Annotated in this window: 14 protein-coding genes; 4 read left to right on the top strand and 10 right to left on the bottom strand. The window is 35.1% G+C overall.

Annotation, left to right across the window (positions count from 1 at the left end; translation table 11 throughout):
* Window positions 1-44: 44 nt before the first annotated feature.
* Complete coding sequence (gene ygfK / locus AC4BB7_RS06685; RefSeq protein WP_490484822.1) at window positions 45-3056, bottom strand: putative selenate reductase subunit YgfK; 3012 nt, start codon at window positions 3054-3056, stop codon at window positions 45-47.
* A 37-nt stretch (window positions 3057-3093) separates the two neighbouring features.
* Window positions 3094-4428 carry a putative aminohydrolase SsnA gene (ssnA, locus tag AC4BB7_RS06680; protein WP_490484821.1) on the bottom strand — a complete coding sequence of 445 codons (1335 nt, stop codon included), beginning with the start codon at window positions 4426-4428 and terminating at the stop codon, window positions 3094-3096.
* Between the two features lie 417 nt (window positions 4429-4845).
* Here ssnA and AC4BB7_RS06675 point away from each other — a divergent pair, with 417 nt between their 5' ends.
* The 3 genes from AC4BB7_RS06675 (at window position 4846) to AC4BB7_RS06665 (ending at window position 7818) form a co-directional block, all read left to right on the top strand.
* On the top strand, window positions 4846-5484 hold the full coding sequence (locus AC4BB7_RS06675; protein ID WP_086312546.1) for a helix-turn-helix transcriptional regulator: 639 nt from the start codon (window positions 4846-4848) through the stop codon (window positions 5482-5484).
* A 218-nt stretch (window positions 5485-5702) separates the two neighbouring features.
* Window positions 5703-7040, top strand: coding sequence for a MurT ligase domain-containing protein (locus AC4BB7_RS06670; protein ID WP_490484820.1), 1338 nt, complete (start codon window positions 5703-5705; stop codon window positions 7038-7040).
* Between the two features lie 82 nt (window positions 7041-7122).
* Window positions 7123-7818, top strand: a complete 696-nt coding sequence (locus AC4BB7_RS06665; RefSeq protein ID WP_490484819.1) for a type 1 glutamine amidotransferase — start codon at window positions 7123-7125, stop codon at window positions 7816-7818.
* A 57-nt stretch (window positions 7819-7875) separates the two neighbouring features.
* On the opposite strand, the gene manA is transcribed toward AC4BB7_RS06665, so the two are convergent.
* From manA to AC4BB7_RS06625, 8 genes are all read right to left on the bottom strand, one after another.
* On the bottom strand, window positions 7876-8850 hold the full coding sequence (gene manA, locus AC4BB7_RS06660) for a mannose-6-phosphate isomerase, class I (protein ID WP_086312540.1): 975 nt from the start codon (window positions 8848-8850) through the stop codon (window positions 7876-7878).
* A gap of 42 nt (window positions 8851-8892) precedes the next feature.
* On the bottom strand, window positions 8893-9930 hold the full coding sequence (locus AC4BB7_RS06655) for a serine hydrolase domain-containing protein (RefSeq protein ID WP_086312538.1): 1038 nt from the start codon (window positions 9928-9930) through the stop codon (window positions 8893-8895).
* 26 nt (window positions 9931-9956) lie between these two features.
* Window positions 9957-10793 carry a VOC family protein gene (locus tag AC4BB7_RS06650; protein WP_490484818.1) on the bottom strand — a complete coding sequence of 279 codons (837 nt, stop codon included), beginning with the start codon at window positions 10791-10793 and terminating at the stop codon, window positions 9957-9959.
* Between the two features lie 298 nt (window positions 10794-11091).
* On the bottom strand, window positions 11092-12327 hold the full coding sequence (locus AC4BB7_RS06645; RefSeq protein ID WP_086312535.1) for an ABC transporter permease: 1236 nt from the start codon (window positions 12325-12327) through the stop codon (window positions 11092-11094).
* Window positions 12324-13034: an ABC transporter ATP-binding protein gene (locus AC4BB7_RS06640; protein WP_086312533.1), complete on the bottom strand. Its 711-nt coding sequence runs from the start codon at window positions 13032-13034 to the stop codon at window positions 12324-12326. The genes AC4BB7_RS06645 and AC4BB7_RS06640 overlap by 4 nt, the downstream gene beginning before the upstream one ends.
* A gap of 11 nt (window positions 13035-13045) precedes the next feature.
* Window positions 13046-14209, bottom strand: coding sequence for an efflux RND transporter periplasmic adaptor subunit (locus AC4BB7_RS06635; RefSeq protein ID WP_490484817.1), 1164 nt, complete (start codon window positions 14207-14209; stop codon window positions 13046-13048).
* A 219-nt stretch (window positions 14210-14428) separates the two neighbouring features.
* The gene (locus AC4BB7_RS06630) at window positions 14429-15076 is read right to left on the bottom strand and encodes a TetR/AcrR family transcriptional regulator (RefSeq protein ID WP_490484816.1); all 648 of its coding nucleotides are present in this window, start codon (window positions 15074-15076) and stop codon (window positions 14429-14431) included.
* A gap of 148 nt (window positions 15077-15224) precedes the next feature.
* On the bottom strand, window positions 15225-15803 hold the full coding sequence (locus AC4BB7_RS06625) for a guanylate kinase (protein ID WP_490485126.1): 579 nt from the start codon (window positions 15801-15803) through the stop codon (window positions 15225-15227).
* A 735-nt stretch (window positions 15804-16538) separates the two neighbouring features.
* Here AC4BB7_RS06625 and AC4BB7_RS06620 point away from each other — a divergent pair.
* On the top strand, window positions 16539-17447 hold the full coding sequence (locus tag AC4BB7_RS06620) for a helix-turn-helix domain-containing protein (RefSeq protein ID WP_490484815.1): 909 nt from the start codon (window positions 16539-16541) through the stop codon (window positions 17445-17447).
* Window positions 17448-17452 lie beyond the last annotated feature (5 nt).

Raw genomic sequence — 17452 nt, 5'->3', positions numbered from 1 at the left:
TAACCTCCATCATTCAGAAGTTGTTTTGCGCAACTCATGTCTTGTTACATTTGCATACAGTATTCATACTCTTCAATCATCGTATCCATTAAATCGATGATATCTTTTGGAATCGCTGCTCCTTGTTCATCTAAACGAATCGTTGATACATTGCCCCATAAACGAACAAGGCATATTTTTTTGCTTGGATCGATTACATAGAATCCAGAATTCGTACTATTTTCAAAATCAGCTTCTGTATTGAATAAAGTGAATTTATCTTTATACGGAGCACTTGCGTAAGGACAGAACGTTTCGCAGTTACCACATTCATTACACATTCGATCTACATGAACAATTTGCGGTTGTGGCTGTCCTTTGACATTTACAACAATATTCGCTCTATTTGGGCAAACATCCATACACGATTCACAAATCGTTGAACATTCTAGACAATTACTAGCTTGCCCACATAATGCTTCTTTTGTTTCTAATACGCCTCGTTTATTACGCACTGATGCCACATCACCATTAAGATTAGTTTGTTCACAATGATGATTATGAATTTCACAAATGGCACCAGCAGCCTTCGTTGCATCAGCAATAGCTTCAACAATTGTGGCTGGTCCTAAATTCGCATCACCAATTACGTAAACATTTTTTAGGTTTGTTTCTAGCGTTTCTTGATTTGATACAACTTTTCCATACTGATCTGTTGTGATGCCAATTGACTGATAGAAATCAGTATCCACTTTTTCACCAACTGCGGCAATTATTGTATCCGCTGGTACTTCTGTAAATTCTCCTGTTGCTACAGGTTTACGACGTCCAGTGTTATCACGATCACCTAAGCGCATTTTTTCACAAGTAAGTAACCCATCTACCAATTTGATTGGCGATAATAACTCTAAAAATTCTACACCATCTTCTAAAGCAAGATACAATTCTTCCTCATCCGCTGGCATATTTCGTTTATCCCTGCGGTAAACAACTGAAACTTTATTTACTCCTGGTAATGTAGTTGCAGCTCTAGCACAGTCCATCGCTGTATTTCCACCACCGACAACTACGATTTGTTCACCATAAGGATTAACTTTGGGATTTTCACGATTTGCTTTTAAAAATTCTAATGAATTTAGTGTTTCTCCTGCTTCTAAGCTTAATTTCCCATGTTTCCATGCGCCAATCGCATAAATAACATTAGTGTATCCTTGTTCCCGCAAGGCTTCAATACTCGGTGCGGCTTGCCCTGTCTTAAATTCAGCACCCATAAATTTCGCCATTTCTACATCGTTTTGAACAGATTTCATTGAAATTCGAAATTCTGGAACGATTTGGCTGCAAACACCACCAATTGTATCTGCTTTTTCAAATACAGTAACAGGCATTCCTTCACGGGCAAGTAAATACCCTGCAGAAATTCCGGCCGGACCTCCGCCAACAACAGCTGTTTTAGGAGCATTTTCTTTGCGAACTGGTTTTTTCAGCGTTGCCATTAGCTCATCGTAAGCATGTTCAGCAGCTTCCAATTTTGCCTCGCGAATTTTGATCGCTCCTTCATAAAACTGGCGCGTACATTTGGTCATACAGGGATGGGCACAAATTGTTCCTGTAATAAATGGCAACGGATTTTTATCTACGATTACCTTTAATGCCTCTAAATAATTGCCTTCACTTACATAGCGAAGGTATGCAGGAATATCCTGATTGATTGGACAGCCTCCGTCACTGCGGCAAGGTGCTGTGTAGCAGTTAGTCAGAGGAACAGTTGTCCGAAGTTTGGGACTCTCTTGTAATTTAATCGATTTTTTATATCGTGCTTGTGACTTCGCCTTTTCAACAATCGTAGTAAGTTTCTCTAAATCAACTTGAACCTGTGTTGGATAAGCTGAATCTCCGAGAAGATTAGCCACTTGGTTCATCCTCTGATAGCCACCTGGTTTTAATAAAGTCGTTACCATTGTAATCGGCCAAATACCCGCATCAAAAATATCTTTGATATTAAAAATATCTGCTCCACCTGAATAAGAAATTTGTAGTTTTCCGTCAAAAGCATCTGATAATTTTTTAGCCAAAGAAATACTCAATGGGAATAATGAGCGCCCTGACATATACATTTCATCTCCAGGTAGTTCCTCTTCAGCAATTTCCACAGGAAACGTATTGGTGATTTTTACACCAAAGTTCAGCCCTTTAGTATCAGCCAAATTTTGAAGTCGTTTCAACATTGGGACCGCATCTTCAAATTGTAAATCTTCTACAAAATGATGATCATCAAAGACCATATAATCAAAGCCCAATTCATCCATCGTTTGACGTGTGTATGTGTAACCTAGCATTGTTGGATTACATTTAATAAATGAATTCAACCCTTTCGTCTCTAACAAATACGTAGTGATTCGCTCTATTTCGTCTGATGGACAGCCGTGTAGTGTGGAAAGAGTGATCGAGTGACAAACTCTTGAACTGATGCCATCAATATATTCTCGGTCGATTTTTTTAAATTGGGCTAAATATTTATAAGCGGCTTCTTTACACTCTTGCCAAATCGGTGTGCCTTCAGCATCTTGCATATCTGTAATGTACTTATCAACCTTTGGCGACTGAATTCCAGCTAAATCATAGCCAACACTCATATTAAAGATGAAACCATTTGGATCACCTAAATCAAATTCTTTACTAAGTAGCTTTAAAACAAACCACCCTTTAACATACTCATCATAAGCTTGGGGAACTCGCAGTTCAGTCGACCATTCCACGTTATAGCACTCATCTGCTGCAGTAATACATGGTTTACTCACTGGTAAATCTTCCCCGTCGATGATTTGAACGGTCTTGACTTCAAAAAAACGTGAACCAGTTAAATAGGATGCTATAATATTTTGAGATAATTGTGTATGTGGTCCTGCAGCTGGGCCACAAGGTGTTTCCATTTTTTCGCCAAATAAAGTCATAGTCTTATTGGGATCTGCTTGGAAAAACTTCCTTATACCAAAAATAGTTGATTCATTTTTGTACTCATTTAAAATCCAGTTCAATAACCCATCGATCGAAATCGGGTGCATGATATCACTCATGTTCGTCACTCCTTTTTATTTTTATAGTCAAAAATCACTAGCTATTAATTCTCGTCCAAAGCGATTGAGCTTGTGTTTGGGCATCCTGCCAGATTTTTTCTTCATCAACACCTTGCACTTCACGATTCCTCATACGAATTTCTCCATTGATGATCGTATCGGTGACCGCAGAACCATTCATACCAAATAAGATATGAGCGTTATAGTTATCTTTAGTCATTGGTGTTGGTCCTTTGTAATCTAACACGATCACATCTGCTGCTGCATCAGTCTCTATGACACCTAATTTCTTTTCAAAATAGCGATTTGCCATTTGAGGGTTGTTTTGAAATAGCATTTGCGGAATTTCTGTCCACGCGGCATTAGGATCTGCTAAATGATGTTTATGGATTACATTCCCAACTTTGTATGATTCGGTTACATCGTTTGTGTATCCGTCAGTACCTAGCCCCATTAAAATGCCGTACTCATTAAGCATACGCATCGCAGGTGGGCAACCAACAGCATTTCCCATATTAGATTCTGGGTTTGTTACCACCATTGTATTTGTATCTCGCAGTAACTCCATCTCATGAGGTCCGATATGAATACAGTGTCCTGCCATCGTTTGCTTACCTAAAATCCCCAGATCATACAATCGATTTACAATCGGTTTTCCATATTTTGTTAATGAGTCATATACATCTGCAATGTCTTCTGCGATATGAATATGATAGCCTACCCCTTCTGGCGTATGTGCGGCACAATATTCTAGCGATTGATCTGACAATGTAAACGCTGCGTGCATGCCCATCATAGCTTTTTGCATGTCATCTGTACGACTTCCACTTACCTTAATAAAATCAGCATTTTCTTTGACTGCTGCTTTCATCTGTTTTTCACCTTCTCTATCAGAGACTTCATAGCATAAACAGGTCCGAACACCTAATTCATCCGCAGCATTAGAAAGTTGTGTTAAACTGCCTTCAATCGATCCATAACTAGCATGATGATCGAAAACAGTCGTGACTCCATTTTTAATACTATCTAAATAAGCAATTTTTGCGCTATGATATGAGTCTTCCAAATTCAATGTTCGATCGATCCGCCACCACTGACCTTCCAAAATATCCATAAAATTTTTGGGATGGTAGCCATTGATACTTAGTCCTCTAGCAAATGTACTATAAATATGATTATGCATATTGATGAACCCAGGCATGATCACTCCACCTTTTGCATCAATAAATTCAGCTACTGGAAACTCTTTCCGTAAATTTGCTGTCGTTCCCACTGCATTGATTTTCTGACCTTCGATTGCGACACAACCATCACCAATGAATGTACCTTCCCCGTCTCTGGTGATCAGTCTTCCATTTCCTATTAGTAACATCATTGCCCTCCTATAGTTTCATATTATTTTTGACTAAAACAGAAAACGCTTACAACAATATTGTTAATTTATTCACTATCTAGTCGATATAAGCACCTACAATTTCACTCTCACTCGACTCCGAAAAAGCGCTTGCAAACCCATTTACTGCAAACTATTTCTCTTAACTCGAATAAATTATACCACTTAACCTAAAAAAAAACAATGCTACCTAAAAAATATTTTTTAGTGCAGTGTGCCCATTGTCTTGTATTATGATTTACCGCATGATATCATTACACACAAAGCTAGTTACAGATGTTGATTTTTTCTATTGATATACTGTAATTTAGCTGTTCTTTCCTATATAACATTGAAAGAACACGTATAGCACCTACCCAATATTTGACATAACTTCCTATAGAAAGGAGTGAAACCATGCTCTCAGATGAAAAATTAAACTTTCTGACTCAAGTCGCAAAGGCTTTAGCTGGTCAGTTCGGTGAGAATTGTGAAATCGTCATCCATAAGATCAACGAAAACAATGTAAACAATACGATTGTATCTATCGAAAACGGTCACGTTTCTTCTCGCCAACTTGGAGATGGACCTTCTCAAGTAGTTTTGGAAGCATTAAAAAAAGATCCAGCTGATTTGATTGACCATGTCAATTATTTAACCCGAACACATGATGGAAGAATTTTAAAATCAAGTACCGTATATTTTAAAGATAAATCAGGTAGTCTAGATGGAATTTTTGCGATCAATTATGATATTACTGCTCTGATTGCTGCTGAATCAACTCTAAAATCCCTTGTATCGATTGACGAACAAGAAAATGATAAAGAACCTGACTATATTCCTCAGGATATCAATGAACTTTTAGATGATTTAATTGAAGAATCAGTGAAATTAGTTGGAAAACCTGTTCCTTTGATGACAAAAGACGATAAAATAAAATGTATCCAGTTTTTAAACAGCAAGGGCGCTTTTCTCGTGACGAAATCAGGCGATAAAGTCGCTGGATATTTCAATATCTCAAAGTATACTCTATATAGTTACATTGATGCTAAATAATAGTCATACCCTTAATAGACAGTCGTGCTCTCTTTGAGCATCACTGTCTATTTTTTGTTTTTATTATTTCTTCACTTTTCTAAATAGAGTAGCGGATAAAATCATAATATAGTAAGAAAGAGTAAAAGGAATTAATTTTTTTTTTTAATTGTGGTATTATAGATTGAGTTTATTGTTGAATTCAACAACGATAGTGGATATAAATTGGAGGGCACTTTATGGGAATCAGAAGTCACGTAGCGATAGCCGCTGGAAAAACTTCTCAATGGGTACTGCAAACTTTTTTTAAAGGCGGTAGCAGCTACCCTGGAAAATTAGCACTAAAAATCGATCCAAAAATTTTGGATACCTTAGCAAAAGATTATGAAATCGTCGTTGTGACTGGTACAAATGGAAAAACATTGACGACCGCTTTAACGGTAAATATTTTAAGACAAGAATTCGATCATGTACTGACTAATCCAACTGGAGCGAATATGGAGCAAGGAATCGTTTCGACATTTTTGTCTGCTAAAAATAAAGGGGCAAAGAAAAAATTTGCTGTTCTAGAAATTGATGAAGCCAGTCTAAGTCGTGTCACAAAATATATTGAACCAAAATTATTTTTATTTACAAATATTTTCCGAGATCAAATGGATCGTTATGGTGAAATTTATACTACGTATAAACTAATAGTTGATGGAGCTGCTGCAGCGCCGAATGCACCGATTCTTTGTAATGGTGATTCACCGATCTTCAATTCAGTGGAAACAGTTAATCCAAGAAAATATTATGGTTTTAATCATAAGGCGGATGAAGAGCAAATGGCCCATTACAACACAGATGGATTGCTTTGTCCAAAATGTCATCATATTTTACACTATAAAATGATCACCTATGCTAACCTCGGTAAATATTATTGTCCAAACTGTGGTTTCCATCGACCAGAGCTTGACGTGCAATTAACCGAAATAGTTAAAATGGACAATACTTCTGCGGATTTTGTGATCGACGGTGCTGAATATAGTATCGCAGTTGGTGGCATGTACAATGTGTATAATGCTTTGGCCGCTACTGCAGTTGCTGAACATTACGGCGTCTCATCAGAGAAAATCAAGGCAGGTTTAAGCTATGATGAAAAAGTCTTTGGTCGTCAAGAAACAATCAATATCAATGGTAAACTATGTACCTTAATTCTGGTCAAAAATCCTGTTGGTTTGAATCAAGTCATTGATATGATGGCTCTTGCTCCATATTCTTTCTCTCTTGTCTCTTTATTGAACGCAAATTACGCAGATGGTATTGATATTAGTTGGATCTGGGATGGTGATCATGAAGCCTTAGCTAAAATGAATATTCCAGAAGTAATTGCTGGTGGTGATCGCCATTCAGATATGGCCTTACGTTTAAAAGTGGCGGGAATCCCTGAAGATAATTTGAAAGAAATTCCTGATTTAGACAACGTGATTACAGCAATCAAAGAATTGCCAACAGAACATGTTTATATTTTAGCCACATATACAGCTGTTCTTCAGTTAAGAAAATCACTAACTGCACAAGGTTACCTAAAAAACTAACTGCATCGTACTTTTCTATGATTTCAATAAATTTCAAAAAAAACTGTTGTTAACCATCTATTTATACAAGGAGGAATGATTAGTGCCAAAAGAATTAATTGTCTGTCACTTATACGGAAATTTATTGAATACTTACGGTGATAATGGCAACATACTTATGTTAAAATACCTTTCCGAAAAAATGAATGTGAGCTTCCGCTCTGAAATCATCAGTATTTATGAGCCTTTTGATCCAAATAAATATGATTTAGTTTTTGTTGGCGGAGGTCAAGATTTTGAACAGCTGATTATTTCAGAAGATATCCAAACAAAAAAAGAAACCTTGACTGAATATATCGAAAATGACGGTGTAATGCTGGCAATTTGCGGTGGGTTCCAATTGTTAGGTCACTATTATATGGGGGCTAAAGGGGAAAAAATCCACGGAATAGCAGCTTTAGATCATTATACATTAAGTCAAGATAATAACCGCTATATTGGAGATATCGTGATCCATAACGAAGAATTTAATGAAACCTATTATGGATTTGAAAATCATAATGGTCGAACATTTTTAGGAAAAGGAGAACGTCCATTAGGGAAAGTAATCCAGGGAAAAGGAAACAACAGCGAAGACGGCTCCGAGGGCGTGATTTATAAAAATGTCTTCGGTTCCTACTTCCACGGACCAATCCTAGCTCGTAATGAAAATCTAGCCATTCGGTTGATCAAAACAGCTCTAGAAAAAAAATACAACGAGCCATTTAATGTACCTAAAGACATGATAATCGTTGAGTAACTGATTTTGTCTAAAACAAAAAAGTGTTAGGAAAATTTTCCTAACACTTTTTTTGCTTTATGCATCTACTCCAGGTTCTGAAGCAATAATCGTCAAATCACCTTCAACACGCCATTTAGCAATGTCATTCGGTAAAATAAAGCTTGTTCCTTTGGTCAATTCATAACTGTCACTGTTAACTGTATCTACATCTTCAATAATCAAACGACCGATACCTTCAATAACTGTAGCTAGTGTATAAGGTGCATTTTTCTTTAAATTCAGCACCCCTCTAACTTGCCATTCATAGACATTGAAAAAAGATGTTTTCAAATACGTAATAATGCTAGATTGTCCTTGGTTCTGTTGTTGGATCGACAATTGCGCATCTTTTGCAGGAACAGTAGTTACATCAACTGATTGCTGTACATGTAATTCTCTGGCTTGTCCATGATCGTCTTTTCTATCGTAGTCATATACACGATATGTCGTATCACTACTTTGCTGTGTTTCTAAAATCATGATTCCTTTACCGATTGCATGGATCGTTCCACTAGGTACGTAGAAAAAGTCTCCTTTTTTAACAGGAACTTTTTTTAATAAGTCATCCCAGCGTTCTTCCTTGATCATCGCTTCAAGTTCTTCACGGCTCTTGGCATTATGTCCATAAATGATGGTTGCTCCAGGTTCAGCGTCGATAATATACCAACACTCTGTTTTTCCAAGTTCACCTTCATGCGCTAATCCATAAGTATCATCTGGGTGCACTTGTACAGATAAATCATCTTCAGCATCCAAAATCTTCGTCAATAAAGGAAACACATCTCCTTTGGCATTACCGAATAACTCACGATGATTTGTCCAAAGTTCATCTAGTTTTTGACCAGAAAAATCACCATTTTCCACTGTACTTACACCATGAGGATGAGCACTAATAGCCCAATCTTCCCCAATCTTGTCACTTGGTAGATCAAAACCGAATACAGTGTGTAAACGATCTCCACCCCAAATTTTTTCTTGAAACACTGGTTTTAAAAATAAAGGTTGCTGCATAGTTTAGAGACTCCCTTCCATTTATACTCGTCAATTATACCACTAAAAAGAAAGCGATTCATCTTTGTTTGTTATTTTTTCTTTTAAATAAATTTCAATTAGTTCATCTCTTTTTTCAATGTACTCTGCTCTCTTATCTACTGGATGAACGCGATTAGAAAGGAAGATAAACCCTTCTTGCTCTTCAGGATCGATCAATAAGAAAGTACCTGTATAGCCAGTATGAAACAATACCCCTCGCCCCGTCAAGTCGTCTTTTAAATCCCAACCTAATGAGCGATTTCCACAATTGTCAGGTGTTTGGTTGACTAACAATGAATCAATTGTATTTTTTTCAAGAACTCTCTTTTCATTATATTGCCCTTTATTCAAATACATTGTTGTAAATTTTTTTAGATCTGTCAAATTCGTGAATAGTCCCGCATTTCCAGCATGTTCGGCTAAAATAAATGCTTTTGGATCGTGTGTTGTTCCACGTATCAATCCTCTAACAACATGATTTTCAGTTGGTACGACTTTAGATGCATCCGTCGGTAAAAAAGTACTTGCAGTCATCTCTAATGGCTGTAAAACACGCTCTTTAAAAATCGTAATGACCTCTTTACCGATTATTTCTTCTAACATAAACCCAAGTAAAATTGTGCCAGTGTCTGTATAAGCAACTTTTTTACCTAACTTCTCACCTGATTGCACTTGATTGTAAGCTGCTCGCAATTCATCTTTTGTTAAAAGATCTCGATTTTCAATGTAACTTTTAATATCAGAAGTATGGGTCAGCAAATGACGAATCGTTATTTTTTCATCTTCAAATGCTGAGTAGTACTTTTTAAATGGTGCATCAATGTTGATTACTCCTGCTTCTTTTAGTTGTAAGACTACCGTTGTGGTACAAACGACTTTGGTCAAAGATGCTACATCAAAAAGTAACGAACGATTCAGCGGTTCGATTGTGGGTAATAGTTGAGCATTTCCAAAAGTATGGTCTTCTGTTTTTCCGTCCTTTATAAACGAAAAACTAACACCTGGAAAAACCCCTTGATCCATTAATTCTTCGATTTTTTCCTTAGTTTTTTCATACATCACTTATTTACCTCATTTGTATTTCCTTAATTTCTAACAAACCACCATTCAATTTCACTTGGATCATAAATGGTCAAAATCGTTAATTTTTTATCCACAAAAAATTCTTGTTTCTGATCTTCTAAATGCTGTTTTAATTTCTTCATCTCATCTACATGAGTTAACGTTAGAACGAAAAAATCCAATCCTAGAGTCTCTTTAGAGTCCTTTTTTGGCTCAGTTTGCTTGATTGGATCATCTAAATGAACCCAAAAATTCTGATTATTCATTGAAAGAGCGTCAGCTCCATCACTTTCAGAAGTCATTCCCAAAATATCTTGATAAAAACAATGATGCTCTGTTTTGTCTTCTACACGTAGCTTAATACGATCAAATCGTACGCCTGACGACAAGCTTGAGTATAAAACTTTACTTCGTTGTATCAAGGGCTGTATATCAAGTAATTCAACTTTTTCTTCCCCTTGTTCTATAGAACCTTGATAACTAACTTCCAGTTCATTCCCCTCTGGATCTTCTAAAAACACACTCTTTCGTTGACCTTTTTGTACTGATTTATAGATAGGATAATTATGTGCTGTAATTCTTCTTAAAAGACTACCAAACTCTTCTTCTGTTGGAATCAACAAAGAAAAGCAGACCGATTTATCAGAGACTTCCAATCGATCTTCTTCAGAATCTATTTCTTCTAATATCAATAAACGACTCTCTTTTTCTTGCGAGCCGAAAATAGATAGATTATTCTCTTCCAACTTTAAAACAAACCCCAACACATTTTTGTAAAAGCTAACCATTTTCTCTACATCTTTTACTCGAAGTGCAACCGTTTTTATATATACATCTTCTGATAATTGAAACTTTTCCATTCGTCTTCCCCCTCCGAATGTCTCCCTACTTTTATTCTAAACATCTCCAGTGATTTCAGCAAGTAAATGCTCTTTTCAAAAAAATAACAAATATAGGAAATTTTTGAGAAATTGTATTTTTATTCTCCTATACCAATTCCAAAATTGAAAGGAGTTTTTACATGCCAAGATAATCTATATTACCTTATAAAAGGTATCTCGATTAGCATACAACTGATCCAGTTAATCATTGAAAACAAAAAAAGATGCAGAATATCTAATTCATACATCTTTTAGCGCTAATAATTAGAGATATTTCTTAGTTATAAATGGCCTTGATCGGATCCATTCTAGATGCACTAATTGCAGGAATAATCCCAAATATAACACCCGTAAGGATAGATACCACTGTTGATATAGCAAAGATTGCCGGTGTCATTACTGGTACAATATCGACGAAACCACCGACTAAAGTTGAAAGGAGATACCCTAATCCAACACCGATCAAACCTCCTAGCAAAGTAATAAACGCTGCTTCTAAAAGAAACTGCATTAAAATCATCCGAGGCTTTGCCCCAATCGCTCTGCGAATACCAATTTCGCGTTTTCTTTCAGTTACAGAAACATACATGATATTCATCACACCAATTCCACCAACTAAAAGAGAAATTGCCGTAACAGCCATTAAGAACATTGTCATACCACCAATTGCCTCTTCCATTTGCTTCTGATTTTTCTGTTCTTGATCATTTTCTTTAAAAATCCCTTTTACATCAGGATGTCTTTCATTTAAAATAGCAACAGCTTGGGCAATGACCGCTTGTTTATCAGTGCCTTCTTTTAATTTGAAATTAATACCACTGATTGATTTCGATGTTGCAAGTTTATTGTATGAACTTCTCGATACAAAACTACTAGACACTGTGTTCCAATCAATAGACATTGCTTCAGAATTATCCAGCGATTCATAATTAAACGGTTCTAAGATACCAATTACTTTGTACATGTATCCATTGATTGAAACAGCTTTTCCAATCAATTCACCTGGGTCATCCATCTTTAAACTCGTGTCAAATATTTCATGATTTAGAATAATCACATCTTTGTTGATATCACGTTCATCAAAATCTCGCCCATATTTCACGTTATTTTGTCCTCTATTCGATGTAACCATCAAATTTGCTTTGGCTCCAAAATAATCCAACTGAGTTGATAGATTATCGCCCATCACACCATCACCATATTGAGGATAAATAGATTCAATCCCCTCAATATCTCTGACTTTTTTCATATCCACTCTAGAAAAACTGTAGTCTGGTTCTTCATACGACATCATACCATTCGAGCTTTCATCTTGCATTGTATAATGCAACTTAACAACATCTGTATTCATCACACTGGTTGCCGACATTACTTGCTTTTTCATACCTTCACCTAATGTTGAAATCGTCACAACGGAGGCAATCCCAATAATGATGCCGATCATTGTTAAAAATACCCTCAGTTTGTGGGCTCGTAAGCTTAATAAAGTGCTAATCAGTAAATTTGAGATCATCGAATCACCTCTTCTTCAAGAAAACGTCCATCCTTCATATGAATGACTCGAGTAGCATATTTTTTCATGTCGCTATCATGGGTAACCATTACGATTGTTTTTCCTTGTCGATTCAACTGCGTCAATAACTCCATGATTTCCGTCCCTGTTTCACTATCCAATGCACCAGTAGGTTCATCAGCCATGATCAAAAGCGGATCATTTACTAAAGAACGCGCAATTGCTACACGCTGTTGTTGTCCACCAGATAATTCATTTACTTTTGCTTTTGTTTTTTCACCTAAACCAACTAACTCTAAATATTTTTCAGCAATCTTACGTTTTTCTTCATTGCTTTTTTTCCCTTCATAAACACAAGGTAATTGTACATTTTGGCTAACATTCAATGAATTGATCAGAAAGAATTGTTGAAAAATAAAACCAAGATACTCATTTCGAAACTCGGATTTTTTATTCTCTGAAAGCTTAGAAACATCTTCTCCTTTAAAAAGATAATTGCCATCGGAAACTCGGTCTAGAAAACCGATAATGTTCATCAAGGTAGTCTTTCCACTTCCTGATTTTCCCATGATCATAATAAATTCACCTTCATTGATAGTCAAATCCAATGATTTTAAAACGTGCAATTTTTCTTTTCCGACTGGAAAATATTTATTGATTGCTTGCATCTGAATGAGAGGTCGCGGGCTTTGTTCTTCTTGTATCATATGAGCTCCTCCTATTCTTTAGCTGCTGGTACTGTTTCTCCTGATTCTTCATTACTGTCACCGATCAAATCACCTTCTTTGACTTCTTTCTTAGAAGAAACAATGATTCTATCAGCAGACTCCAAACCAGAATTAACAACTGTTTGATCCCCTTTTTCTTCACCTATTTGAATATCGCGACGGATCACTGACCCAAAATCATTAACTAAAACATATTTTTTTCCGTCCTGATCATGAATTGCTTTTTTAGGAACTTCAATAGGTTTATTATCTCCTAGGTTAACAGTTGCTTGCATATGATAGCCATTTTTGATTCCTTCTAAGCTATCAAGAGATAGTTTTACATTATAAGTAGACATTGACGCATCCGCACTATTCCCTTCACTCTGGTTTTGATTGGCTTGTGCTTCCGGCGGATTATCGTCAATATATGAAATCTTCCCTGTAACAGTTGTTCCACTTGAAACCACTGAAAGATTTGCTTTTTGATCTACTGCTATTTTCATTAAGTCTTTTTCGTTTACTTTTCCAGCAACATATAAGCCGTCTGATGTCAGACGAAGAATTGGTGCATTCTCGTCTTTGACTTCTGGTATCGAAACCCGTCCTTTGAATTTTGCTTTTGTTGAAACAAACTGTTTTGCTGATAAATCAGCAATCGTTTCATTTGAAAAGAGAATTTCTTCATCTACACCATCAACTTCTGCTTGGTGTTGTTCATCGATAGCAGCGCCTGATGTCGTTCGCTCTTCTTCTTTTGTTTTATTAAAGTTATCAATCGCTCGATTCCATTTATTATAAATATTCTGTTTTTTTGTTGCAAGTTTGCTTAACGTATTATTTTGTGCTTCAATTTCCTTTGTTATTTCTTTATCTTCATACGTAAATAGTTCTGTTTCAGGTTCGACAACATCGCCATTTTTCACTTTGATTTCAGGAGTACTTGTCATTTTTGTATCTTTTGAAAATGCTTCAGCCTGTTCTGGCTGTACCACACCATTGATGTATACTTGTTCAATATCAGGAACTTCGAAATACTCGATTCCTAAATCTTCAGTTGCTGTTTTCTTTTCAGGTCCAGCCTCTTTTTTTCCTCCCAATAAACCTGGAAGAATAAAGATCCCAATAAGTACTACTACAACTATCCCTATAATGATCATTGTTCTTTTTTTCATCACTCTTCTCCTCATCTCCTTTTTTCGTTTCATAAAGCTACATCATTTTAATAACTTTAGATATCCTACTCTTTCATTTAACCATTATTCGCTATATCATACAACTTACATTTTTGTAATTAGCTGAAAAGTCTGAATTTTCGTTTTTTTTACAAATAAAAACACTGAATTAAAAAGAATAAATTCTTTTATTTCAGTGTTTTCATTTTTCTCTTATTACTATTTACAAATTCCATTCTTCAACCAACCTAATTTGGTCTTAAAATCATCAACTAGCTGTTCAATATTATATTTAGGATTTTCTTCAAGTTGGCGATATCCTTCTGCGATTGAAGAATAGACGGTATTCATAATCATCTGCATTAACATCTTGAATTCGTGTTCGTCCTGAATACATATTTCAGAACGATCAATCAGTTTATACAGTTCATGCCCATGACGTTTTTTTTGCCTGTATGCCCCTTTTTCATCATTCCTTGTAAATTGAGGAGAAACTCGATTAGTTGCCTGATAATCCATATTCATAAAAAAATTTTGATAGAATGACACATGTTCTCCAGTCAACACATCAAAAATTACTTTTGTAAAATATACTTCCATTCCCTTAAATAGATCGCCATCAGCTTCTTTAAGATATTTTTCAATATTTTTTTTACGTTTTTGTCGCAACAATTCAAAATAATAATAATATAGATCTTCTTTATCCTCAAAATATTGATAAAAACTACCACGGGGTATCTCGGCTAGTTTCACAATATTGGCGATTGATGCCCCTTTCAAAGAGGTTCTGGAAAATTCACTTGAGGCTGCCTCTAACAGTCTCTGCTGTTTCTCTTCTGTTAAATGAAAAAACGTCTTTTTTGGCATCTATTGCATCCCTTTCTTTTATATGACAAAGCGTCACATGACACCTTGTCATTATATCACTATGTTATGAAAAAACAATAGAAAAGATGAATTCTTTATTTTAATAATCTTTTTGAAACAAAAAAATAGTGAAAAAGCCGACTTTGTTTCAGGTCTTTTCCACTACCTCATTTACTGTCTGTTTTACATCTCTAACCACTTTTTCAAATGATTGATTTCCATCAATTATATAGTGATTTGAATAAGCAATCACTTTATTTATATTATATGAATCTTGATCATACAGCTCTCCTCGTTGTTTTAGAATCTCTGCATCATCTTGTCTACTTTGTAATCTTGATAATACATTTTTTTTAGATACATCTAAAAAAATCGGAATAACCATGCAGCCAAATTGTTTTTCGATTTCTTGGAATCCTTGAAATGTTAATACATCATACGCATAGTGATTGGATGTTTTTTGAATCAATTCCTCAATTCCTACACCGTACTGATTCCCGTGATACGTATCATATTCTGCTAAAGCTCCATCATTTAGTAGTTTCTCAAATTGTTCTTTCGTTTCAAAATAGTAATCAACACCATTTTTTTCGTCATTTCGGATTGGGCGAGTTGTATGAGATATCACTTTATAATCTGATGGAAAAACTGCTTCCGCTACTTTAGTTTTCCCTGAGCCGCTAGGACCAATAATAACAAAGAATGGATGTTTTAGTTCGCTTATCATCAATGATTATTCCCCCTCAATAAACTCACTATACAACAATCAGTATTTCGCTTCAATAAAAAAAAATAAGCAATCATGAGGATAAATCCAGTCATAATTGCCAGCAAAATCATTTATTTAACAATTTCCTCACTCAAATCAATGATCATCATAATTAAATCGCTTAAACTTAAAGTACACATCAACTTTAAGTCACTTACAATCGATTAAGCTTAATGATCACTCACTTTCACTACCGTGAGCGTTTTCTTTTATGATAGATGGTCCATCCTATTTCTAGTCATTCAAATTTATTTTTACAATTTCTAAAAATTAAAAACCTAATATAGTAAAAAATAGCTTTCAATTTGTTTTTTATATGATATAATTACATAAATAGTATTTTTTTTAATACTCTTCATGCATCTTCTAACAGCACTAAACTTCCCCAAGCTTTGATGTGTTAGAGGATGCATGTATTTTTAAGGGATAACGATAAAAGCATACAAACCAACTAATGCTGCTGCAACACCTAAAACCATTTTTCATTCCTCCAATCATTCAAATAGTTAAAAGTTATTCTATCAATAAGTAACTTCTACCACTCCATACTATCAAATGATTTGGCGGAAATAAACAACAATTTGATTATATTGCATAAAAAACATAAAAAAGGGCTTATTTTTTTAATAATCGAATTTTATCTAGTAATTCTTGATTTTTATATCATACGTGCAATTTTTAGGAGTGAAACATATGAATATAGGCGAAACATTACGTTTTTTTAGAAAAAAATTACACCTTACACAGAAAGAAATGTTGGACGATCATTTAGACCCTTCCTCCTATTCTCGAATTGAACATGGAAAACAAATCATCCGAATCGATACGTTAGCAGAAGTTTTAAAAAAATTATCTCTTTCTCCTGAAGAATTTTTTTCACGGGTTTCTTTAGATAAAGAACAAAAAAAGTTTAGAGAGCTATTTTATTATTGCGCTGAACATTTAGATAACCAAACTACGAAGCAAAAACTAATTGATTACTATCTCAAATTAGCCAAATTTCAACATAACTTAAAAGAATTTTCGAATTATATTGTTATCAAAGTTTATTTTTCCCAATATTGGAAAGAAATCCCTCCTCTCACTGGTGAAGAAGTTCAAAAAATTGTTGATTATCTGCTAAAGAAGGATTATTACCAACAATATGATTATCTAATCCTGGCAAATACAATTAGATTTTTTAGTATAAAACAACAAGATCTAGTTCTTTTTCGAGCCCTTCCCATTGCTGACGAATCTCTACGGGATCCGTTGACTATAAACTTTGCTTATAATATGCTAACTAACTTAATTTCGTCTAGAATTCATGCTAAGGACTACGAGGGCGCCACAAAATATTTAACCATGGCAAAAAAGCAAGACAAGGCAGGAAAAAACTATCATTTTCGGATGAATCTTCAGTATTTAAACAATTTACTTGAATATTTAGTAACCGGAGAACATCAATACATGGAATATATTTATGATTTTATTAAATTACTCGAAAACATTGGCGATATTCATCAAGCTGAAATCTTAAAAAAAGAGGTAACATACTTAACTCACAGTAACTTTGCCCTGATTAGTAAAAATGATTTTCCGAACGGCTTATTTAAATGTTGAGTTTA

Source organism: Enterococcus sp. AAFC-DPL-5182 (assembly GCF_058216605.1).
The sequence above is the reverse complement of the archived record's forward strand: the minus strand, read 5'-3'. Positions and strand labels throughout refer to the sequence as shown.